The sequence below is a fragment of the Natronococcus sp. A-GB1 genome, from assembly GCF_029688845.1.
GTDB lineage: Archaea > Halobacteriota > Halobacteria > Halobacteriales > Natrialbaceae > Natronococcus.
The window spans coordinates 15,023-37,372 of the sequence record NZ_JARUKW010000001.1; the positions used below are offsets into that span (position 1 = coordinate 15,023).

The following is a 22,350-nucleotide window of genomic DNA, read 5'->3' on the forward strand; positions in this document are numbered from 1 at the left end:
GTCGAATCACTCAGAGAAGCCAGAGTGTGTGGAAAAAGTGTCTATTAGTGTATATTTATGCACTGCGACGGCATTCTAGAGACATATGACGCCACACGTTCCCTCGGCCATCGACGATCCGCTCTTCAGGGACGTCGTGGAGACCGGCGCCGACGGACTCGTCGTTCTCGATACCGACGGCACGATCGTCTTCGCCAGTTCGCACGTGCCCGAACTGCTCGGCTACGGCGCCGAGGAACTCCTTGAGGGATCGATCGATCACCTCTTTCCGGAGGACGATTCGAGCCCGCTCGAACGGATTCTCGAGCGGGCGCCGGTAGCCGACGCCGACCAGGCACGCGACCGGATCGACTGCGAACTCGCCCATAGCAGCGGGCGCTCGATCCCCGTAGAGCTGGCCGCGGCGACGGTCGACATCGACGGGGAGCGCTACCGCACGGTCGTCGTTCGGACGGACCCCGAACGGACTCCGAACCGGCGACCGAGCCGCGACCGCCCGCCGACGAGGATCGAGATCGACGGCCGCCGTTCGGACTCCGGGGCCGAAGCGCGAACCGAACGCGACGTCGACGAGAGTCGGTTCGAGGCGCTCTACGACGCGAGCCGGAAGCTCCACGCAGCCGAGACGAGAGGTGACGTCGGACGGATCGCGGTCGAACTCATCCAGACGGTGCTCGGCCGATCCTACGCCGCGGTGTGGCGGTTCGACGCAGACGGCGAGGTACTCGAGCCCCTGGCCGCCAGCAGATCGGTTCGCTCGTCCGCCGTCGACGACGGCGCCGCGACCGACATCGCGCCGATCCCGTCAGGGACGGTCGAGATGGAGGTCTTCCGCGAGGGAGACGCCAGACTCGTCGAGACGTACCACGCCGTCGACCGGTCGGCGCATCCGGAGATCGGGCTCGAGGAGCGACTCGTCGTGCCGCTGGGCGAGACCGGACTTCTGACCGTTGGCTCGACCAACGGCGAAACGATCGACGACTCGCTACGGAACCTGATCGGAATTCTGGCTTCGACGATCCAGGCCGCGTTCGACCGCCTCGACGCCGAGGACGCGATCCGACACCGATCGGCAGCGATGGAGTCGGCGATGGACGGGATGGCGATCTCGGACGAATCCGGCGAGCTTCGGTACACGAACCGCGCGCTCGCCGACCTGCACGGCTACGACGTCGACGAACTCGTCGGCTCGTCGTGGCAGATCCTCTTTCCGGACGAGGAGGTCGATCGACTCGAGCGGGACGCCATTCCCGCTGTACTGGAGGTGGGTTACTGGCGCGGCGAGGCGGTGGGGCGGCGGTCGGATGGCACCCACTTCTACCAGGAACACTCCCTCACCGCGCTCGAGGACGGGATCGTCTGCGTCGTGCGCGACGTCACCGACCGGAAGTCCTGGGAGCAGCGACTCGAGGCGCTCAACGTCGTCGCCCGCGAGCTGATGTGTGCCGAGACCGCGACGGACATCGCTCGAACCGGCGCCGAGGCCGTCGAGACCGTCCTCGAGTTCGAGATCGCCTGCGTCCGATTGTTCGAGCCGGAGACAAACCAACTCGAGTGCGTTGCGATGACCGACGGGGCCAGGGAGCTCCTGGAGATGCGAACCGCCTACGATCTCGAGGCGACGCTGGCCGGGCGCGCGTTCAGAAACCGGGAGCCGGTACGGAACGCAATCGTCGAGCAGGAACGGACCGATCCGGAGCTGTTCGAACACTCGAGCATCCACGTTCCGATCGGAGCCCACGGCGTTCTTACGGTGCTCGCACGGGAGGACGAGAGTCTCGACGGCAGCGACCTGCATCTCACGGAGATGCTGGCGATGGGCATCGGCGCGGCGCTGACCCGGGCCGAGCGGACCCAGCTCCTGCGCACCCAGGAGAGAGAACTCCGCCAGCAGCGCGATGAACTCGAGACGCTGAACCGGATCAACGCCGTCAACAACGACCTCGTCACCGGACTGGTGGCGGCGACGACTCGCGAGGAACTCGACCGAATGATCTGCGAGCAGCTGGTCGCGTCGGATCTCTACCGAAGCGCCTGGATCGGCCGCGTCGAGGGCGTCGACGATCGGATCGGATCGCCCGTCGCCGCCGGCGTTGAGGACGGTTACCTCGAGACCGTGACGAAAAGCCGACTCGGATCGATCGCCGGCGGTACCGTCGAGCGAGCGGTCGGGACTGGTGACGTCCACATCGTCCGACAGTACCAGATCACGGAGAGCCACGAGGCGGACGACGAGCCCATCAGGGACGTCGAGGCGATCGCCGCGGTCCCGCTACTGTACGGCGACCAGACCGTCGGTGTGCTCGTCCTCAACAGCGTTCGCGACGACGTCTTCACCGAGGACGCCATCGCGGGGTTCGAGTCGCTCGGCAGGATCGTCGGCTTCGCCAAGAACGCCCTCAAGAGCCGGGAGCTGCTGCTGGCCGACTCCATCGTCGAACTCGAGTTCTCGCTTCGCGACCGGGCCGTCTTCTACGTCCGGCTCACGGCCGAGTACGACTGTCGCTGCGAGTTCCGGCGCTCGATCCCCCTCGAGAACGGTCGCGTAATGCTCTACCACCAGGTTTCGGGAGTCGAGCCGGCGACCGTCCTCGAGGCCGCCGAGGCGGCGGCCGAGATCGAAAGCGCCCGCGCGGTCTCGGAGCGCCACGACGGGTTCGTCCTCCAGACGGTCACCGAGAACTCGATGATTCAGCTCGCCCTCGAGTCCGGGACCGCGGTCCGCTCGGCGGCCGCCGAGGACGGCGAGGGGACGGTCGTCATCGAAGCCCCCCAGAGCGCCGACGTCCGCGACGTCGTCGCGACGTTCGACGGCGAGTTCGACGACCTCGAGCTCGTCGCCAAACGCGAACGCGAGCGCTCGGTGACGACCGCCGACACCTTCCGAGAGTCCGTCGGCGATCAGCTGACCGACAAGCAACGCGCGGCCCTCGAGTCGGCGTACTTTGCCGGCTACTACGACTGGCCCCGGAAGATCACGGCCGAGGAGCTAGCCGACTCGATCGGGATCTCCTCCTCGACACTCCACCAGCACCTCCGTCGCGGCAACTGGTGTCTGCTGTCGGCGTTTTTCGCCACCGGCGAGGACGACTCAGATGTGGAGGTGCCTCGCTCGAGGTGAGCGATCGTCCAAGGATTCCTCACGAATTGATCCTCAAAACCCAGCACGACCGGAACGCTTGGCGTTCCAGTCAACCCAGACATCTCGAAGAAATGTGTTGGACGCCGAAGCCAGGACTCGAACGGGTGCAAGACGGTCGGCCTCACTCCGTTCGGCCGCGTGCGACTCGCGTGCTCGAGTCCTGTTTGTTTCGCTGATTTTCTCGCTGGATACGCTCGGAGCTACCGCTCCTCGCGTGTGATTGCTCGAAAATCAGCGCCGAAGCCAGGACTCGAACCTGGGACAACCTCGTTAACAGCGAGGTGCTCTACCATCTGAGCTACTTCGGCTCATCATCTGGTAATCGGGTAGGTTTGATAGGGCTTTCGTTTTTCCCTCCTCGAGTTCGACACGCTTTCACGCGGCGCTGCAGTACTCCGACGCAATGAGCGAGGACGAGGCCGACCGCGACGGCGGGCCGGACGGGACGAACGATGATTTCGAGTCGGTGCTGTCCCGAGTCCGAGATCGGATCGATCCAGACGCCGACGAACGAGCGCGGCTGCGCGCGGTCGCGGAGACGCTCACCGAGCGAGCCGAGGACGCGGCAACCGACCTGGCTCCCGGCGCGGACGTCCTGCAGGTCGGCTCGTCGGCACGGGGGACCTGGATCAGCGGCGACCGAGACATCGACGTCTTCGTCCGCTTTCCGCCGGAACTCGACCGCGAGACGCTCGAGGAGTACGGCCTCGAGGTCGGCCACGGGACGGTGCCCGACGGCCACGAGGAGTACGCCGAACACCCCTACGTCAAGGGCAAGGTCGAGGGGTTCGACGTCGACGTCGTCCCCTGCTTTCGTCTCGGATCGGCGACCGAAATCCGCTCGGCCGTCGACCGAACCCCGTTTCACAACCGCTACCTCGAGGAGCGTCTCGACGAGGAGCTGGCGGCCGACGTGCGCCTCGCTAAGCAGTTCCTGAAGGGGATCGGCGCCTACGGGAGCGACCTTCGGACCAGCGGATTCAGCGGCTACCTCACCGAGTTGCTCGTCGTCGAGTATGGCGGCTTTCGATCGCTGCTCGAGGCCGCAGCCGACTGGCAGCCGCCGGTCGAACTCGATCCCGAAGGTCACGGACGAGCGTCGTTTTCGGACCCGCTGATCGTTATCGACCCGACCGACCCCGAGCGCAACGTCGCCGCCGTCTGTGCCGCCGAAAACGTCGCCCGGCTCCAGCACTACGCCCGCGAGTTCCTCGCCGCACCCGCGACCAGCTTCTTCGAACCCCGCGAGCCCGAGCCGCTGACGGCCGCGGCGCTTCGCGACCGACTCGCAGATCGGGAGGCGACCGCCGTGGCGGTCCGATTTGAGGCCCCCGACCTCGTCGACGATCAGCTCTACCCACAGCTCAGAAAGTCCCTCGAGGGGATCGTCGGCGGACTCGACGACCGCGGGTTCGACGTCCTCAGAGCCCAAACATTCGCCGACGAGACGGCCGTCGTCTTCGCGGAACTGGCCGTCGCAGAACGGCCGGCTATCGAGCGCCACCTCGGGCCGCCGGTTCACGTTCGCGACCACGCCGAGGGGTTCTACGACGCCTACGCCGACGATCCGGACGTCTACGGTCCGTTCATCGACGGCGACCGCTACGTCGCGGAGCGAAAACGAGACTGGACGACCGCCCGAGGGTACCTCGAGAGCGACCGCCTGTTCGACGTCGGGCTCGGCGCGCACGTCGAGACGGCCCTCGAGGAGGGGTACGACGTGCTCGTCGGGGACGAGACGGCAGCGCTGCTCCCCGAGTTCGACCGCCAGCTGGGTGCGTACTTCGATCCGCGACCCTGAGAAATCCCTCCGCTCGAGCGCTCAGTCCAACTCGAGGTCGAGGTCGTGTGCGCCGGCGACCTCCTCGAGCAGTTCCACCGCGTCGGGGCTGCAGTCGTCGTCGGGTTCGATCGGCTCCCGCCCGTCGAACGTCTCGTGGACGAGCGCGACGCTGTCGGCGAGCACGTCGAGGCCGTACCCACCCTCGAGGACGAACGCCAGTGCCGCGTCGGTCCGGTCGGCGACGCTCCGGAACCGACCGGTCAACAAGGCGTAGGCCTCCGTCGAGAGCCTGATCCGCGAGATCGGGTCGTGGCGGTGGGCGTCGAAGCCGGCGCTGATCAACAGGAGGTCCGGATCGTACGCCTCGAGCGCGCTCGAGACGGGGCCCTCGACCGCCTCGAGGTAGTCGCGGTCGTCCGTGCCCGCGGGCATCGGGACGTTCATCGTCGCTCCCTCGCCGTCGCCCTTGCCCGTCTCCTCGATCTGCCCGGTACCGGGGTAGAGCCCCTCCTCGTGGATGGAGGCGAAGAAGATGTCCCCGCGGTCGTAGAAGATATCTTGCGTGCCGTTGCCGTGGTGGACGTCCCAGTCGACAATCGCGATTCGATCGACGTCCCGTGTGTCGAGGGCGTGCTGGGCGGCGACGGCGACGTTGTTGGCGAAACAGAAGCCCATCGCGTCCTCGTAGACGGCGTGGTGACCCGGTGGCCGGCCGATGGAAAACGGCGTCTTTCTGCCGTCGGCGCCGTCCAGGGCCGCCTCCGCTGCCCAACAGGCCTGCCCGGCGCTGTACCTGACCGCCTCCCAGGTCTCCTCGACGGCGGTGGTGTCGGGGTCCCAGTTCCCTCCGCCGTCGGCACAGAACTCCCTGACCGACTCGAGGTAGTCGCGGTCGTGGACCCCCTCCATAACGTCGATATCGACGGGGTCGGCCTCGACGTACTCGACGCCGTGCTTACGCTTCAGTCGTTCGCGGATCGCCCGCAGCCGGTCCGGCGACTCGGGGTGGCGCGCGCCGGGATCGTGTGCGAGACAGACCTCGCTGTAGCCAAACTGCATCTCACTCGAACAGCGAGAAGTACGTCTCGATGTCGTCGTCGGTGATCGTTCGCCGGTCGGCGTGGCGAGCGAGAACCGCCGCGGCCTGGGCGACGTTGTCGGCGTAGTCCTCGAGGATGTCCGCCAGCGCGATCCGGGCGTCCATCGAGACCCGGTACCGGGAGTCGATCTCGAGGCGCGCGATGCGGTCGACGGGTGCGACCGGCAGCTCGAGGTCGTCCTTGTCGACGACGGTTTCGACCTCGAAATCCTGGGCCATCAGCGTCTTGCGCCCCTCGGCGTTCGCCCGCTCGGCGGCCTCGGTCGCGAGCTCGCTCCCGCGCTCCTGGATGCGCTTTGCGAGCTCCTCCGATGCGTCGGCACTCACCCGCAGTTCACCCGCGTTCCGCCGGATGATCGTATCGACCGGCGCGAACGGGAGTTCGACGTTCATATCATGATAGCCGGAGTTAACTCCCTTAACGCTTTTCCTCACGATTCGGCGTTTTTCGCCGCCTCAGAACACGTCACTCGCCTCGAGCCGACCGTCACGAACGACACCGCGAGCGGTGATCTCCTCGCCGAGCCCGACGGTGGCCTCGGTGGTGACGCTCATCGTCGTCTCGCCGTCGTCGAGGACGACCGGGTCACCGGCCTGGACGACGACGCCGGTGAACTCGATCTCCTCGCCGGGTTCGGGCTTGTCCGGGTCGGCGTCGCCACCGTCGCCGACCGATGCTTCGTCCGCCGCAGTCGACGATCCCTCACTGTCCGCCGCAAACGACGACAGGCCCGCGTTCCCGTCGCTGTCCGCCCCGTCGTCGTTCGCTTCTGCGCTCGAGCCGGCCTCCGAGTCCAGCACCGTCACCGTCGACTGCCAGCCCGCGCTCGCCTCGAGGTCGTCCTGCCAGCCGTCCTGGATCTCGACGTCGGCCAGCGCGACCTCGTCGCCCGGTCCGAGATCGATGTCTGCCTTCTCGCCCCAGAGTGCGACCCGGATGTCGCCGGTCGCGTCCTGAACGCGGATATTGCGGACCTGTCCCTCCGAGCCGTCGTCCCGGTCGAACGTCCGCTTGGGGTCCGCCGATCGAACGACGCCAGCGATGTCGACCGTCTTGCCGATCTCGACGCCCTCGATCGGTACGTTCTCGGGAACGTACTCGACGTCGGCGTCGACGGCCTCGAGCGCGCCGCGGTTGCCGACGTGAAGCTCGAGCGAGCCGTCTCGCTCGCGGACGTAGCCGTCGACGACCTCGAGGGTGTCGCCGGCCTCGAACTCGGTTACCTGCTCGGCGCGCTCGTCCCACATCGTCACTCGGATTCGACCGGTCGAGTCGCCGACGACGAGGTTCGCGACCTTCCCCTCGGAGCCGTCGTCGCGGTCGAACGTTCGCACGCTGTCGGTGTCGAGGACGACGCCGACGAGATTTACGCTCGAGAGCCCGAGCGACAGCGCCTCGACGGTGTGAACGTCGGATACCTGGACGTCGATCTCGGTGTCGGGGTCGGGCTCGACTTCGTCGACGCTGACCTCGACGCCCGAAAAGCCCTCCTTGGGCCGCCCCTTGATCCGTAACACCTGGCCCTCCTCGAGCTCCTCGAGGGTCGCCTCGGCGTGTTCGTCCCAGAACGCCGCCCGGATCGAGCCCGTCTCGTCGGCGACCTCGACGTTGACGACGCGGCCGTCCTCGTCCTCGCCGTCGCGCTCGAAGGTGCGCATCTCGCCGATGTCGATCACCTTCGCGACGAACTTGGCCTCCTCCATCCCGGGTTCGACGTCGGCGACGCCGCCGACCTCGCTCTCGCCGATCTCGTGGGCGATGAGCATCGCCGCCGTCTCCTCGTCGGCGAGCCCGCCCATCTGCTCGACTTTCTCCTCGACGGCCTCGCGAAACTCCTCGAGAGAAACGTCCGCCTCGAGGTCCTCGTACACGCCCTCGATGTCGCTCATTCTATGTTCGTTCATGAGTAGCCCGCGCATAAGAATTGCTCATTCGACGGCTTCGGGAGCGAATGACGAACACGGCAGGGCGGGGCGGCGACGGTAACTCGAAGCTGGTTCGACGGTCGGAGTGCATACGATCGTTGGCCGCCCCTTCCGGGATAAACGTACGCGGTTCGCGTGACACTCCCTCCCGAAATCGGCGGCCAGCGGCCGAATGCTTTCGAAAGGGCTTTAATGTCGACGGCGGTACGTAGAGATGAGTCCTGATAGGGTAGTGGACTATCCTCTTGGCTTGCGGAGCCAGGGACCGGAGTTCAAATCTCCGTCAGGACGTTTCTCTTCAGCACAACGCTGCGAGCGTAGCGAGCAGTGCGTGCTGAAGGAAACTCTAACGAGGAGATTTGAGCAGGAAAGTCGCAGCGGCCGAGCGAAGCGAGGCCGAACGTCTTTCCGAGTTCAAATCTCCGGAGCGTTTCCGACGCTCCGTGCCCAACGCTCGTTTCACTCGCGTTGGACTCCGTCAAGGACGCTCACTTATCGCGGACGCTTCACGTTGTTCAGCACTCGCTCTTGTGTTCGGTCCTGACGTGCCTCACGCTCACTCCGTTCGCGTGAGACTCCGTCAGGACGCGGTCTATTGAAAGTCCTCGAGCGCTCGCTCCGATTACCCGACGGTACGAGAAACGACTTGAACCCACTCGGCAGTGATCCGCCGACACCCCGCCCGGGCACAAAGCTCATTCCGGGACGGTGGCGAGTCGAACCGAATGCGATCCAGACGCGACGTCCTGCTGGGGACCGGAGCTGCCGGTACCGCGGCGCTTGCGGGCTGTCTCGGGAGCACCGATGCCGAGCCCGGTAGCGACGACGACTACACGTGGTCGACGCCTGGCGCCGACATCGGGAACTCGAGGACTGTCGCCGACGGCGCGGCGCCCCGCGAGGAGCCCTCGCTCGAGTGGGGCCTCGAGTTCGACTCGGCGTTCGTCACGGCCGAGCCGATCGTGACCGACGATACCGTGCTGGTCACGACGGGGACCGATGTCGTCGCCGTCGACTGCGAGACGGGCGAGCGACGGTGGTCGATCGACCCCGACAACGACGCCTACACGTACAACGGCGCGCCGACCGTCGTCGGCGACAGGGCTTACCTCCAGGAGGTGGACACGCTGACCGCCCGCGACCTCGAGACGGGCGAGATAGAATGGAGCCACGAGTTCGACTCTACGATCGGCACCGGGTCGGTGACGGTTTCGGAGACGGACGACGGACGAATCTACGCCGCCGCCGGCGACGCCGTCCACGCGCTCGAGGCCGGAACCGGCGACCACCTGTGGGAGCAGGAACTGCTCGGGGTCCCGCGGTACGCCATCGCGAAGTACGCCGACTCCCTGTACGTGGCAACGCGAGGCGGCGAGCTGTACGACGTCGATCGGTGGGGGACCGTCGAGTGGCGGCGAACGATCGAAGCTGGAATCGCGAGCGCACCGGTCGTGCTCACCTCGGAGGACCGCCGCACCGGACACGGCGTCGCCGTCGCCGGCAACGGCGGCACGATTACGTACTTCGATATCGGCGGGAACCGGGAGTGGGAGACCGAACTCGGCGGCTCCGGGACCGACGGGCTCGCGATCGGTCACCGAACGCTGCTGGCGCGGTCGGGGTCGACGCTGTACGCGCTCGACGCGAACGAGGGCGGCGAGCGGTGGCGCGTTTCCCTCGAGCGGGGCGGCTCCGGTCCGCCGATCGTCGTCGGCGACACGGTCTACGTCGGGGACGACCGCCTCCGCGCGATCGACATCGACGGCGGGGTCGGAATTCGCTCGTTCCGGGTCGGCGAACGGCGGTTCGAACGCGAGACCGACGGCGACGTCGGCTTCGTCACCGCGGCCGACGGGAAGCTGTTCGCGACCACCGACGCCGGCTGGGAGGGCGACGGCTCGGCGAAACTGCTGGTCCTCTCGTGAGGTCGCTCGTCCCGGAGCGTGCCTGCACGGAACGTACCCGCATTCGCCGCGAAGCCTCGCTCGAGTTCTAACGACGAGCTACTCATGAGCGACCGACACTTGAGAGCCGACGACAGCAGGGGAGACGAAGAAGAGTCGGCGCCCGTCAGCCGACGGCAGCTTCTCGGCGCCACGGCGGGCACGGCTGCGGGAGCAACGGGCCTTGGCGCCGCGTCGAGGTCGGCTTCGGCGAGCGAACTTACGGGCTGTGACGACTGGCTCGAGGCGCCCGCTGACTACCCGGAGATCGACCTCACCGACGCGGAGCCGACGGCCGAGAACCTCGAGAGGATCGATGACGAGTTCGTCGTCTTCGTCCACGGCTGGCTCGGCCTCGAGACCAGCACGGACCAGGCTAACACCCTCCGGGAGGCCCTCGAGCAAAACGGCTCCGACCGACCCGTCGTCGCGGCGTCGTGGGAGGCCGACAGCCGCAACTACTGGCGCGCCGAGAACACCACCGAGACGGCCGGCGAGCGCCTCGCCGCCTGGCTCGAGGACGAGGCCGACGACGCGACGGTCCACCTGGTCGGCCACTCGCTGGGCGGTCGCGCGTGTCTCGAGACGCTGGCCGCCCTCGAGAGCCGCGTCGAGACCGTCTCGCTGCTCGGCACCGCAGCCGACGACGATGCGATCTGTACGGCCGGCGCGTACGGCCCCGGGATCGAACGCGGGGCCGATGCGGTGTACAACTACCACTCCGAGAACGACACCAGCGTCTGTTACGGCTACGACGTCCAGTCGTTCTCGAGCGGGCTGGGCTGTGCCGGCAGCGACTGCGGCGGCGGCTGGTTCCGCAGCGGGAGCTCATGTCCCGAGAACTACGTCGACGTGGACGTCACCGACGAGGTCGGCGACCACTGCGCCTACGCGAAACCCGACGTCGGCTGTGCGGACCTGATCGCCGACACGCTCGAGTGAGGGCTCGGTGGAGCCGGAGCTGAGACCTGATCGGCCGGATCGACGGGCCGGAGAACCCACGGACGGGCTTGAGGGAACCGGGCACTCCACATACGGTGGCGCGCGCTGTCAGCCGTCCGAACGTCAGTGAGGGCGGTCGACGACATTGTGCGAGGTCTTCGCGAGGAAACGAGCGAAGGCTTGGAAGACGCGCTGCGTCTTCCTGTGGATGAACGAGGGAGCGACGTGACCGGGTGAATCGGTTGGGGAGGGCGTGGCCACCACCTGTATTCGCGCGAGCAGAATACGCTTCCGGAGTAAACACCCGAAAGCCTCCGACCCTCGAGGGCTGGGGCTCGCTTCGCGTCTCTCGAGGGATTTCCTCGCTGTGTTCGGTCCAGTGTGTGCCTCTCCTTACTCCTCGAGCGTCGGGAGTTCGCCGGTCCGTTCCTTGCGGATCAGATCGCGGACGAACAGCCGGATCTGGCGCTCGAGTTCGTCCCGATCCTCGTAGGCGTAAATACGGGCCTCCCAGCGGTCCCGAACGGCCGCGATCATCGCGCTTCGAACGCCCGACTCGTGGACGAACGCGACCCGTTCGCGGTGGTGGGCCGAGGTTTCGCCGTCGAACAGCGCCTCGAGTACGGAGCCGACCTCGATTCCGACACCGAGGTTGTCGCCGACGGCGGGAACGACGTAGACGACCGCGTTGCTCGCCTCCGCGAAGGCGATGCTCTGACTGGCTGCGTCGAGTTCCTCGAGCGCCACGTCGATATCGATCGCCAGGAACGCGTTGACGCCGGCGTCGGTCCGCAGGCGGTCCCGAACGTCGAGTAGGAGGTCGAGTGCGGCCTCGTCGCGCGCCAGGTCGTGGTCGGAGCCGACGAGCGTCCCGAAGTCGACCGAATCGGGGATCGAATCGGGGTCGGCGTTCTCGAGTGCCCGCTCCACGTCGAACGCCTCGTAGGGACCCATCAGGTAGACCAGAAACCGCGATCGAGGAAGGTTGCCCAGTTCGTCGATGATTCGATCGCGCATACGGATACTGCTCGCCGCCAGCATATAAAATCCAGTCTTTTCAGCGGTTGCTGACTCAGCGAACGCTTAAGCGACCGGGGGAGAAACGGAACGTATGGTCGAGTCCGACCGGGCGGGACGACGAACGGGGGAAGCGTTGCTACCCGAGCACAGCGTCCTCTCGCTCGAGGAGTATCTCGCGATGCAGCGCTCGATCGGCAACGAGACGCGGTTCCGTGTGCTGAACGCGCTGGTCGAGGACGGGGGACAGAGCGCCAGCGAGCTACGTGATCGGCTCGACGTGCAGTCGAACGTGCTCCACTACCACCTCGACGAACTCGTCGCTGTCGGCCTCGTCGAGAACCGAAAGCGCAAGGAGCCGGATACGGACGGCCTCTACTCGTACTACCGAGCGACGTCGCTGGGCGAGGGAATCTTGCAACACGGCGTCCGCGAACTGATCGCTCGAGAGTGGGATTCCCTCGAGGAGTACGGACAACAGGCGTAGTTGACGCGTTCCTGGAGCCGATCGCACGGTCACCCGGAGAACCGCTCGAGAGAGATTCGAACGGCGTCGCCACTCGAGGACGAAAGCTGGGTGAGAGGAGTAAGCCCCCTTCTGTTCGATCCGGCATTCGGCTGAGCGTCCGCGCCGTCCGCGAAATCGCGGGGCGTTCGGGCTACCACGGCGCGGACTTGCACCGGTGAGGATTCGCCGTTCCATCGATCCTCGGCCGTCTGTGTGTAGTCAGCGACGCCGAGCGTCGCTTGCGGTCTCGAACCGCGAACGTCGACTACACGCGGCTCGCGGCATACGCCGCTCGCACGTTTCGCGGTCCGTCGGACCGCGCATCCCTCGGCGGGTCAGCTCCCCTTCCTTGCGGTCGGGTTCGCGCGCCTCATCGGTCGGGCCGAGACGTGTCGTTTCTGTTCCAGAGCCGGCGGTCTCCCGCCCCGGACTTGCGTCCGGTCACCCGCCCGAACGGGTGGGGGGACTTTCCTCGCGAGCGTTGAGCGCCTCAAGGAGGTGACCAACGTGGGGGCACGACGCGACATCGAGTCGCCTCGTGCCATGGTGACCCCGCCGTCGCCGGCGGGATCATCGCGGCAGCCGGGCTCTCTCTCCCAGCGTCATGTAGGGGCGGCAGGCGAATAAGTCCCGCGGTCGCCCCCCCAGCCGGGCCTCGAGCCGAATGGAAGCGTTTTAGGACGTCAATTCCCATGTGCATTCGTATGTCCCAGCGACAGGGCGTTGACCTTTCCTACGAGGACGGCGTGCGCGCCGTCGAGCTCGCGCGCGAATCCGTCGAATCCTACGTGCAACACGGACAGCGAGAGCAACCGGGCAGCATGCGGGAGGCCTTCTACGAGCGAACGGGGGCGTTCGTCAGACTCGAGTCGACCCGCGGACGGGGGAGCCTGCGGGGCTGTGCCGGGGGGTACCGCTCGGGCGACCAGCTCGGCCACGTTATCGTCGACGCGGCGATCGAGGCCGCGAGCGAGGACTCCTGTGGCTCGGAGGTGAGCCCCTCGGAGCTGCCGAACCTCACCGTCTCGGTCTGTACGGTCAAGAACGTCGTCCTCACCGACGACCCGCTTGCGGACCTCGAGCTGGGAACCCACGGCGTCGCCGTCGACGCCGGCGAGGGCGGCTGGCTCTACCCGACTGTCCCCGTCGAGAACGGCTGGAGCGCCCGCGAGTATCTCGATCGAACCTGTCGGAAGGCCAGGCTCGCACCGGGCGCCTGGCAGGACGACGACGTCGTCGTCACCCTGTTCGAGGGGCAGGTCTTCCGCGAGCGGGAGGCCGACGGCAGCGTCGAGGAGTTGTAGTCGCCGCCGGTGAGTCGCCGCAAGGAGCGAAAGAAGACCGATCGCCTCGGACGTAGTATATAAACTTTTCTCACGGGTGTCGAGCCGACAGTCCTGAATCCGGTTATACGGATGCCCCGAACGATCACCCAGTCGTGATGGTCGCAACCGATACCGAACCGATCGAACCGACGAGGGAACGCCTGCCGTGTTCGGAGGTGGGTCGATGACGGCGATCGAGACGAGGGGGTTGACGAAGCGCTACGGGGACCAGACGGCCCTCGAGGACCTCTCGCTGACCGTCGAGTCGGGCGAGGTGTTTGGCTTCCTCGGGCCGAACGGCGCTGGCAAGACGACGACGATCGACCTGCTGCTCGATTTCGTCCGGCCGACCGACGGCTCTGCCACGGTACTGGGTTACGACGCCCACGCGGAGACCGACGCCGTTCGCGACCGCGTCGGGATCCTCCCGGACGGGTTCGACCTCTGGGAGCGCTCGTCGGGGTATCGACACCTCGAGTTCGCTCTCGAGTCGAAGGGAGGGTCGGAGTCGCCGGACGCCCTGCTCGAGCGGGTCGGCCTCGACCGAGACGACGCCGACCGCCCGGTCGGGGATTATTCGAAGGGGATGTGCCAGCGCCTCGCGATGGCGATGGCAGTAGTGGGTGACCCCGACCTGCTGATCCTGGACGAGCCCTCGAGCGGTCTCGACCCCCACGGTATCCGGACGTTCCAGGAGATCATCCGCGAGGAGGCCGCCGACGGAACGACGGTGTTCTTCTCGAGTCACATCCTCGGGCAGGTGGCGGCCGTCTGCGATCGAGTCGCCATTCTGGACGACGGCGAGCTCGTTACCGTCGATACGATCGCGGGCCTGCGCGAGCGGTCTGGCGTCGGCTCGAACCTGGTCGTCGACGTCGCCGACGACTCGGCGATCGAACGCGACCAAATCGCCGAAATCGACGGCGTCACCGACGTGGGCCGCGCGGACGGACGGCTCCGGGTCACCTACGCCGATCCGGCCGCGAAGGCGCTAGCGGTCCACCGACTCGTCGAATCGGGGTGTCACGTTGTCGACTTCGAGATCGAGGAGGCGACGCTCGAGGAACTGTTCTCGGCGTTTACTGGCGTCGACGCGACGTCAGCCCGAAGCCACAGCGGAAAAAGCGACGCGAGGGGAACCGAATCGGCACCGAACGCACCGGCTACCGGCGAGTCGGCCGGTGAGGGCGATCCCGGGGTCGTCGCCGCCGACGGGGAGGTGGGACGATGAGCCCCCGTCCGAGTACCAGCACGGCGCTGTTGGCCCGCAAGGACTTCGAAGACGCGATCCGGTCAAAGATGATCTGGGCCGTGATGGGCGTCTTCGTCTTCCTGATGGGGATCATCGCCCTCGGCGCCGCGACGGACAACCTCTCGGAGGCCGACTCGACCGAGGTCATCGGCGTCGTCGCCGACATCGGTGGGCTGTTGCTCATCCCCATCATGGCCCTCCTCGTCGGCTACATGGCCATCGTCGGCGAGCGCCAGTCGGGCAGTCTGCGGGTGCTGTTCGGCCTCTCCCACGGTCGCTGGAACGTCTTCGCCGGGAAGTTCGTCAGTCGACTGGCCGTCATCGCCGTCGCGTCGGTCGTCGCCAGCCTCGTCGGCGTCGGGATCGCGCTCGCGCTGTTCCAGGACGTCCCGGTCGCGACCTTCCTCGGGTTCTCGTTGCTGACCGTGCTGCTCGGGATGGCCTTCACCGCGATCGCCGTCGGGATCTCCGGCGTCACCGCCTCGCGAATGCAGGCGATGGCCGGAGCGATCGGCAGCTACGTCGTGTTCACGCTCGTCTGGCATCCCGCCGTGACGGCCCTCCACTACCTCGTCGAGGGCGAGCTGCCAGGGCTCGAGGCCCCCGACTGGTACTTCTTCCTCCTGAGTCTGAACCCGCTCGAGGCCTACCGCGCGGCCGCGAGCGAACTCGCGGGCCAGTTCATCTGGCCTATGCTCGGCTGGCAGAACATGGTCGAGGACGTCCCCGAGGAAGCGGCCAGCGATCCCGAGGCGCTGCTGGTCTCCAGCCGCGTCGGTGGTGAGCTCCCGTTCTACCTGAGCGAGCCCTTCGCCGGGATCGTCCTGTTGTTCTGGATCGCGGTGCCGCTGGCGATCGGCTACTGGCGGTTCGAGCGAGCCGATCTGAACTGAGGGGGGAGTAGACGGTCGCCCGCTCTCTCACGCTCACTCCTGCGAAAATCCGATTCGCTCCGCGTCCGCCAGACACCGCTCGCTGGCGGCCTCGAGGTCGAACTCTCGGACGATCTCGCCGTCCCGGACCAGCGGTTCGAACAGCGCCTCGCCCCCTTCGGGGCCGTCGCGGTCGGCCAGCGCGACGTGGTGGCCACCGTCTGCAGTCCGATACACCTCCTTCACGCCCGAGAGCTTGCCCCGTTTAGAGATCGGCTCGTACCCGTTTCCGGACTGCGTCCCGTCGCTCGAGGAGCCGTCGGACTCCTGGGCGATCGCGACGATGTCGAGGCTGAAATCGACTGAATCGGCTTCGGTGATGTGGCTACCGACGCCGAAGCCATCGGCGACGTCCCGCAGCTTGCGGATGTTCTCGGGACCGAGCCCGCCGCTACAGAAGATGTCGACGTCCTCGCGGCCGCGCGCGTCGAGCTCCCAGCGCACCTCGCGGATAATGTGTCTGAAATCGCCCCGGCGGGAGCCGGTGGTGTCGATTCGGACGCCGTCTAACTCCTCGCCGAGGGTCTCCGCAGCCAGCAGGCTCTCGCTTTTCTCGTCCCAGAAGGTGTCGGCGAGCGCGATCCGGGGCGTCTCGTCGGAAACGGCCTCGTCGAACGCCTGCCAGGCGTCGGTCTGGTTGCCCTCGCCGAAACAGAACATCAGGGCGTGGGGCATCGTCCCGCCGGCCTCCCGGCCGAGGATCTCGCCCGCGGCGACGTGGGAGAAGCCGTCCAGCCCTGCCAGCAGTGCGGCCCGTTCGACCGTCGCCGTGATCGCGGGATGGACGTGGCGCGCGCCGAAGGAGAGCACCGTCGCGTCGGGCGCGGCGAGCCGAGCCTCGAGGGCGGCCGTGGCGAAGCCGCTGGGCTGGGAGAGAAAGCCGAGCAGGGAGGTCTCGAGCTCGGCGAACTCGAGGTACGGGCCCTCGATCCGCAGGACGGGGCCGCCGTCGAACAGCTGCCCGTCGGGGAGCGCGTCGACGTCGACGTCGCGCCCCTCGAACAGCGTCGCGACGTCCTCGATGCCCGTGAAGACCTCGAAGGAGCCGGTCGGGAACTGGTCGGCCGTCACCTCGGCGACCACGCGGGGGTTCTTTCCGGCGTGCTCGAGGGTGGTCCGCGTTCGCTCGAAGTAGGCGTCCGTCGCGGTGCCCTCGAGAATCGCCTCCGAGGACACGATTCCGAACGGATTCGTCATACGGTCGGTTTCAGGCGGCGATCAGATAAGCTACCCGTCTGCCGCCGCGCTCGTGGTCGGCGGTTCGAAACCCGTCGACGGCGGGGAACTTGCCGTCGGTGAGATGGGTGTCGCGGGCGACTCGGCCAGCCGATCAGCGCGCTCGAGGGAGGCCTCGGCCTCGAGCGGATGGATCGCCTCAAGGTCGTCGACCGCGGGCACGCCGACGATTTCGACCCGATCGTCGTCGACTGCGACGCGGTAGGCGCCGGCGAAGGGGTCCTCGTCGTCGATCAGGTAGGTGTCGGTGTCGACGCCGTCGACGGCCGCGTCGGGACCGTCGACCGGTTCGGCGTCGTTGGCCGCGAGCAGGTCGCGGTAGGCGTCGGCGAACGCGTCCGCGTCGGCCTCGCTCTGCCAGGCGAGCGACCAGACGTGGGCCGTCTCGTTCTCCGGCCCCTCGTACACCCGGAACTCGTCGCCGGCCCAGCCGTCGGTTGCGGGATCGGAGTAGTTGTACGGCACCGGCTCGGTCCCGCCCTCGTCGATCGGGCGGTCGATCACGCCGTCGGCCCAGAGACTCCCAAAGAGGGTCGCCTCGCCGACTGTCTCGGTTCGGAGTTCGCCGTCGCCGTCCGTTTCGAGTTCCCACTCCTCCGAGGAGCGATCCTCGAGGTCGATCTCGACGGGCTCGTCGGGATAGCGCTCCGGGTGGATCAGCTCGGAGGTAGTGTTCGGTCGCTCGTCGTGGGCGCGGTCGACGGCCTCCCAGCCGCTGGTCTCGTGGAGGTGGGAGACGAACGACGGCCCCTCGGCGTAGGGGATGTAGATCGAGAGGAAGAGGCCGACGTTGAACGGCTGCTCGGCGATCTCGGCCGTCGGTTCGGGCGGGTCGGCGAGACAGTCCCACTCCGCCTCGCAGCGCTGGTCGTACAGGTACGGCACGTAGTTCGCCTCGCCCTCGAGGACGCCCTCCTCGGCCCGTCGCTCGTCGAGCGTCTCGCCGTAACGATCGAGCCCGAACCGCTGGTCCTGCAGGGCGTGGACGAGTTCGTGGACCAGCGTCCCGCGATCGACCCGGATCTCGTCGTTGCCGTCGGTGACGAGCACGATGCGGTCGCTCGAGTAGTAGCCCTGTACCGCCCCGCCGTAGAGGTCGTCGAGTTCGTGGTTGACGTCCGTCTCGCCGTCGACGACGAACGCCCCGCGCCAGAGCTCGTTTTGGAACGCGGAGGCATTCGCCGGCTCTTCGCGCTGCTCGCGGTACTCCTCGCGGCTGATCACCTCGAGTTCGACGTCCTGCTCGAACGGTAACCCCCGGATCACCTCGATTCGGGCCATCGACCGGTAGGTCGCGGCCTCGAGCTGTGACGCCGTCAGTCGGTCCTCGCCGTCGAAGGCGAAGCTGTCGTCGTACGCGTAGTCGCCGATCTGTCCGAGTTCGCGGTCGTCGTCGAACTGATCCGGCGAGTAGGGAAGCGTACACCCCGACAGCACGACGAGCGCGACCACGGCCAGCAGTGTCCCCCGTCGCATCGATGGTGCATTCGGCGGGAAGGAGAAAGCTCCGTCGCTCGGAACGGCGGGAAACCAGTCTGTGACTCAGCCGCGGGCTACCGATTCGAGCGGACTCGAGCGACGGTCGCGACCGCAACTGCGATCGCTGCTGCGACGACCGCGGCGGGGGCGCCGAAGCCGGGAATCGAGTCGTCTTCGTCGCCGTCCGCCTCGGCACCGTCGTCCCCCTCGGACTCCGGAGCGTCGTCGACCTCGATCGTATCCTCGCCCTCGGGCGCGGCGCCGTCGTCGACGGCCGCGAGCTCCTCGACCGAGGGTGCGTTGACGATCGTCACCGTCTCGCCGTCGTGATCGATGTAGTAGGCGCCCGGGTACGACTCGTCGATCACGTACGTGTCCTGACGGTCGTCGACGGCCTCGGCGTCCTGCAACTCGAGGTGCTGCTCGTAGCCCGCGAGGAACTGCTCGGCCTCCTCGCTCGAGGTCCACTCGGTCTCCCAGACGTAGCCGGCCCGATCGGCGGCCGCGGCCGGGTCGTCGGTGTCGGCGTCGTCGGCGACGTAGCTCACGAGCACGTCACCGGCCCAGCCGTCGGTGTAGGGCTGGTCGTAGTCGTACCCGCTGAGATCCGACTCGAAGAACGCGTCGGGGCCGATCACCGACGGCTCGTCCGAGTCGTGGGCATCGCCGGCGAACATCGAGACCAGCCCCGCCTCGCCGTACGTTTCTGCCGCGGGCTCGCCGTCGATCTCGAGCTGGCTCCAGCTCTCGTTCGACCGATCCTCGACGTCGATCTCGGCGGGTTCGCGGTCCTCACCCGGGCGGATCACCTCCGAGCTGCTGGCCGGCGGGTCGTCGTAGGCCGTGTCGACGGCGTCCCAGTCATCGCCCTGCTCGCGCAGGTGGTCGACGTAGTCGGGCCCGTCACTGTAGGGCTGGAAGATCGTCGCGTACAGCACCCAGTTCACGTCGGGCGGCTCACTCGTGGCGTCGGCGGGCTCGAGGCAGTCCCACTCCTCGCTGCAGCGCTGTTCGTACGCGGTTTCGACCCAGACGGCGTCGCCCTCGATCAGTCCGTTCTTGGCGTTGTCCTGGTCGACCGTCTCGCGGTCGTAACTCGAGAGGTCGAACTGCTGGTCCTGCAGGGCGTGGAGGAGCTCGTGGCCGAGGATGACCTCGTCGACCTCCGGCGTCTCGGCGCTGTCGGAGACGAGCACCACCTGATCCGTCGCGGGCTCGTAGTAGCCGCCGACGGTGCCGCCGTACAGCGCCTCTTGGGCCTCGGTCGCGTCGGTCTCGCGGTCGACCGCGAACAGCGCCTCGGCGTTGACGTTCAGCTGAACCCGCTCGTCGCCCTCCACGTCGGCGAAGAGATCGTCGTTGTCCGCCTCGAACTCTTCGCGGGAGATAACGTCGACGGGGACGTCGTCCTCGAAGGTCAGTCCCCGGATCTCCTCGACGCGGGCCATCGACCGGTAGACGACCGCCTCGAGTTCGTCGTCCTCGACGACCGCACCATCACGGTCGTCGACGGCGAGTTCGTCGTCGTACCAGTACCCCTCGACGTAGCCGACCGTTCCCTCGGTGGTCGGATCGTTCGCTCGGTCGCCCTCTGTCGTTTCGCCGATCGGTCCGACCGAGAGCGCGCCGGGGACTGCACCGCCGACGGCCGCGAGCAACAGCAGCGTCGACACCGCGAGGAGGACAGCGACCGTCCGCGTTCGCCTCGAGCTCATTCCAAGATACGGACCCATAAGCGAGCGCGGATAAAAAGACCGACGGTCGGGCGAACGTTTAGTTGGGCGATCGCCTACGTTCACGTATGCACCTCGATCCAGCGACCACCACCGTCGTGGCGGTCGACATGCAAAACGCCTTCTGCCACCCCGACGGCTCGCTGTACGCCCCGGGAAGCGAGGAGGCGATCGGTCCCATCGCCGACCTCGTCGAACGAGCTCGCGAGGCCGACGTACAGGTGATCTACACCCGGGATGTCCACCCGCCCGAGCAGTTCGAGGAGAGCTACTACTACGATGAGTTCGACCAGTGGGGCGAACACGTCCTCGAGGACACCTGGGACGCCGAACTCGTCGACGACCTCGAGATCCGCGAGGAGGATCACGTCGTCGAGAAACACACTTACGACGCCTTCTACAACACCGAACTCGAGGGCTGGCTGAACGCCCGCGGCATCCGCGACCTGGTCATCTGTGGCACGCTGGCGAACGTCTGCGTGCTCCACACCGGCGGCAGCGCCGGCCTGCGGGATTTCCGTCCGATCATGGTCGAAGACTGCATCGGCTGCATCGAGCCCGACCACCGCGAGTACGCCCTGGAACACGCCGAGTGGCTGTTCGGGGAGGTTCTCGAGAGTGCCGACCTCGAGTTCGACGCGGCGTAGGTGGCTCCCGCACCGAACCGCGAGCCGCCGACGGACGACGCCTCGAGGAGAGCGCTTTTGGTCTCTCCTTCGAACGATCCAGTATGAGCGTTTTCCGGCGGCGCGTCAGGACGCGAGCGAGCGAACGACCCGGAGCGGCGACGTCGACCGCGGGCACCGCCCGCGGGAGGTGTCCGGAATGAAGCGCCGCAACCTCCAGTTGCTGTACGCCGGCGGGATCGCGCTCAACGCGGTCGCGCTCATCGCCGCAGCCACTACCGGATCGACGCTGTACGCCGCGACGTTCGGCCTCGTGATCGTCTATCTCAGCGTTCGGTACTGGATGGTCAGCACGGACTGAGATAAAGCGACAATCCGTACAGCCCTACTCGTACCTCGCTCGAGCGACGACATGGACGTATGGAGTCGGTTCCTGTCCACCTCGAGACCGCGATCTACAGCTACTTCCTGTTCGTCGCGGCCGTCGGCTGCTACCTTCACCTTCGGATCCGGGCGACCGCCCGATCGCGGACGGACGAGACCGCACGAGACACCGAACGGCCCGACGGCTCGCCGCCCTAGTTCTCCCGGAAGATCCGGTAGGAGCCCTGCCCCGTCGCGACGGCCTTCGTCTCGCCGTCGGGGGTCGTGCTCTCGACGGTGACCTCGCTGACCCCCACGGTCGAGCCCGCGCGGACGACCTCCGCGGTCGCCTCGAGGTCGCCCGTCGCCGGGCGGAGGTAGTTGACGTTCAGGTTGATCGTCGCGACGCCCGTCGAGAGCGGCTTCTCGAGCTGGGTCTGGATCGCGAAGCCGCCGACGGTGTCGATCAGCGTCGCGGCGATCCCGCCGTGGATGTCGGGACGCTGATCCTCGCCGGCGTGGGGTCGGATGTTCGTCAGTTTCTCGTCGTAAGGGATCGACAGCGTCATCGTCCCGTTGTCGACGTCGTCGACGCTCGTGCCGATCCACGAGAGGAACTCGTGGTACTCGTCGATGTAGTTCTGGAGGAACTCCGCGATGTCGTCGACGTCCTCGAGCGAGGCCGGTGAATTGTCACTCATGCCCACCCGTCCACCAGCGAGGCTCTTTATCGCTGCGCTTTACGGGTTTCCCGTTGTCGAAGGTTCATCCGGCTCGAGGGCGTCCGTGTCGTATGAGTGATTCGTCTCCGAGCGACGACTCCGACGGTTCCGAGTACGACGTCGATTTCCGCGAGAATCCCGACGAGCACGAGATCGGCCGCGGCGAGGAAGGCGTCTTGCAACCACCTTTTTTCCGTTCGGGTTCGTTCCCTCCGGTCCCTCACCCCTCTCTGCTCCCGGGTGCGAAGCACCCGTTCGCACAGTTCGCGGAACCTTCGGTTCCGCGCCAACGCAAAAAATCTGGACCAAAAAAAGCCGCGAC

The 22,350-nt window shown here is 67.1% G+C and carries 19 protein-coding genes, 2 tRNA genes and 1 other RNA gene; 12 read left to right on the forward strand and 10 right to left on the reverse strand.

Annotated elements, in window-relative coordinates:
• Positions 1-85 precede the first annotated feature (85 nt).
• Entirely contained in the window at positions 86-3,121 is a 3,036-nt protein-coding gene (locus tag QA600_RS00055) for a bacterio-opsin activator domain-containing protein (protein WP_278289946.1), read from the forward strand.
• 256 nt (positions 3,122-3,377) lie between these two features.
• Here the strand turns inward: QA600_RS00055 and QA600_RS00060 are convergent.
• Positions 3,378-3,450: transfer RNA gene (locus QA600_RS00060), tRNA-Asn, on the reverse strand.
• Positions 3,451-3,545: 95 nt separating this feature from the next.
• On the opposite strand from QA600_RS00060, the gene cca reads away from it, so the two are divergent.
• Positions 3,546-4,943, forward strand: coding sequence for a CCA tRNA nucleotidyltransferase (cca, locus tag QA600_RS00065; protein ID WP_278289947.1), 1,398 nt, complete (start codon positions 3,546-3,548; stop codon positions 4,941-4,943).
• A 21-nt stretch (positions 4,944-4,964) separates the two neighbouring features.
• On the opposite strand, the gene QA600_RS00070 is transcribed toward cca, so the two are convergent.
• From QA600_RS00070 to QA600_RS00080, 3 genes are all read right to left on the reverse strand, one after another.
• Positions 4,965-5,984, reverse strand: coding sequence for a histone deacetylase (locus QA600_RS00070; RefSeq protein ID WP_278289948.1), 1,020 nt, complete (start codon positions 5,982-5,984; stop codon positions 4,965-4,967).
• A gap of 1 nt (position 5,985) precedes the next feature.
• Entirely contained in the window at positions 5,986-6,417 is a 432-nt protein-coding gene (locus QA600_RS00075; RefSeq protein ID WP_278289949.1) for a histone, read from the reverse strand.
• Positions 6,418-6,480: 63 nt separating this feature from the next.
• Positions 6,481-7,914 carry a single-stranded DNA binding protein gene (locus QA600_RS00080; protein ID WP_278289950.1) on the reverse strand — a complete coding sequence of 478 codons (1,434 nt, stop codon included), beginning with the start codon at positions 7,912-7,914 and terminating at the stop codon, positions 6,481-6,483.
• 254 nt (positions 7,915-8,168) lie between these two features.
• Between QA600_RS00080 and QA600_RS00085 the strand changes: the two genes are divergently transcribed.
• The 3 genes from QA600_RS00085 (at position 8,169) to QA600_RS00095 (ending at position 10,835) form a co-directional block, all read left to right on the forward strand.
• Positions 8,169-8,241, forward strand: a tRNA-Arg gene (locus QA600_RS00085).
• A 434-nt stretch (positions 8,242-8,675) separates the two neighbouring features.
• Positions 8,676-9,875, forward strand: a complete 1,200-nt coding sequence (locus QA600_RS00090; protein ID WP_278289951.1) for a PQQ-binding-like beta-propeller repeat protein — start codon at positions 8,676-8,678, stop codon at positions 9,873-9,875.
• Positions 9,876-9,959: 84 nt separating this feature from the next.
• Positions 9,960-10,835, forward strand: a complete 876-nt coding sequence (locus tag QA600_RS00095) for an alpha/beta hydrolase (protein ID WP_278289952.1) — start codon at positions 9,960-9,962, stop codon at positions 10,833-10,835.
• Between the two features lie 393 nt (positions 10,836-11,228).
• On the opposite strand, the gene QA600_RS00100 is transcribed toward QA600_RS00095, so the two are convergent.
• Complete coding sequence (locus QA600_RS00100) at positions 11,229-11,852, reverse strand: hypothetical protein (protein ID WP_278289953.1); 624 nt, start codon at positions 11,850-11,852, stop codon at positions 11,229-11,231.
• 94 nt (positions 11,853-11,946) lie between these two features.
• On the opposite strand from QA600_RS00100, the gene QA600_RS00105 reads away from it, so the two are divergent.
• On the forward strand, positions 11,947-12,339 hold the full coding sequence (locus QA600_RS00105) for a helix-turn-helix domain-containing protein (RefSeq protein WP_278289954.1): 393 nt from the start codon (positions 11,947-11,949) through the stop codon (positions 12,337-12,339).
• An 88-nt stretch (positions 12,340-12,427) separates the two neighbouring features.
• Here the strand turns inward: QA600_RS00105 and rnpB are convergent.
• Positions 12,428-12,958, reverse strand: an RNA gene (gene rnpB, locus QA600_RS00110) — RNase P RNA component.
• Positions 12,959-13,064: 106 nt separating this feature from the next.
• Between rnpB and QA600_RS00115 the strand changes: the two genes are divergently transcribed.
• The 3 genes from QA600_RS00115 to QA600_RS00125 all read left to right on the forward strand — a co-directional run bounded on the left by QA600_RS00115 (position 13,065) and on the right by QA600_RS00125 (position 15,830).
• Positions 13,065-13,664, forward strand: coding sequence for a TIGR00296 family protein (locus QA600_RS00115; RefSeq protein ID WP_278289955.1), 600 nt, complete (start codon positions 13,065-13,067; stop codon positions 13,662-13,664).
• 205 nt (positions 13,665-13,869) lie between these two features.
• Positions 13,870-14,916 carry an ABC transporter ATP-binding protein gene (locus QA600_RS00120; RefSeq protein WP_278289956.1) on the forward strand — a complete coding sequence of 349 codons (1,047 nt, stop codon included), beginning with the start codon at positions 13,870-13,872 and terminating at the stop codon, positions 14,914-14,916.
• A complete protein-coding gene (locus QA600_RS00125) occupies positions 14,913-15,830 on the forward strand; it encodes an ABC transporter permease subunit (protein ID WP_278289957.1) in 918 nt (305 codons plus the stop codon). Before QA600_RS00120 ends, QA600_RS00125 begins: the two co-directional genes overlap by 4 nt.
• A 33-nt stretch (positions 15,831-15,863) precedes the next feature.
• Here the strand turns inward: QA600_RS00125 and QA600_RS00130 are convergent, their stop codons facing one another.
• The 3 genes from QA600_RS00130 to QA600_RS00140 all read right to left on the reverse strand — a co-directional run bounded on the left by QA600_RS00130 (position 15,864) and on the right by QA600_RS00140 (position 20,299).
• Positions 15,864-17,066 carry a nicotinate phosphoribosyltransferase gene (locus QA600_RS00130; RefSeq protein WP_278289958.1) on the reverse strand — a complete coding sequence of 401 codons (1,203 nt, stop codon included), beginning with the start codon at positions 17,064-17,066 and terminating at the stop codon, positions 15,864-15,866.
• A 30-nt stretch (positions 17,067-17,096) separates the two neighbouring features.
• Complete coding sequence (locus QA600_RS00135; RefSeq protein WP_278289959.1) at positions 17,097-18,581, reverse strand: Hvo_1808 family surface protein; 1,485 nt, start codon at positions 18,579-18,581, stop codon at positions 17,097-17,099.
• 77 nt (positions 18,582-18,658) lie between these two features.
• Complete coding sequence (locus tag QA600_RS00140; protein ID WP_278289960.1) at positions 18,659-20,299, reverse strand: Hvo_1808 family surface protein; 1,641 nt, start codon at positions 20,297-20,299, stop codon at positions 18,659-18,661.
• Between the two features lie 86 nt (positions 20,300-20,385).
• Here QA600_RS00140 and QA600_RS00145 point away from each other — a divergent pair, with 86 nt between their 5' ends.
• The 3 genes from QA600_RS00145 (at position 20,386) to QA600_RS00155 (ending at position 21,525) form a co-directional block, all read left to right on the forward strand.
• Positions 20,386-20,964 carry a cysteine hydrolase gene (locus QA600_RS00145; RefSeq protein ID WP_278289961.1) on the forward strand — a complete coding sequence of 193 codons (579 nt, stop codon included), beginning with the start codon at positions 20,386-20,388 and terminating at the stop codon, positions 20,962-20,964.
• A 178-nt stretch (positions 20,965-21,142) separates the two neighbouring features.
• Entirely contained in the window at positions 21,143-21,304 is a 162-nt protein-coding gene (locus tag QA600_RS00150) for a hypothetical protein (protein ID WP_169331730.1), read from the forward strand.
• A 59-nt stretch (positions 21,305-21,363) separates the two neighbouring features.
• Positions 21,364-21,525: a hypothetical protein gene (locus tag QA600_RS00155; protein WP_278289962.1), complete on the forward strand. Its 162-nt coding sequence runs from the start codon at positions 21,364-21,366 to the stop codon at positions 21,523-21,525.
• On the opposite strand, the gene QA600_RS00160 is transcribed toward QA600_RS00155, so the two are convergent.
• Positions 21,522-22,007 (reverse strand): PaaI family thioesterase, encoded by a 486-nt coding sequence (locus QA600_RS00160; protein ID WP_278289963.1) that lies wholly within the window; start codon positions 22,005-22,007, stop codon positions 21,522-21,524. The genes QA600_RS00155 and QA600_RS00160 overlap by 4 nt on opposite strands.
• Positions 22,008-22,350 lie beyond the last annotated feature (343 nt).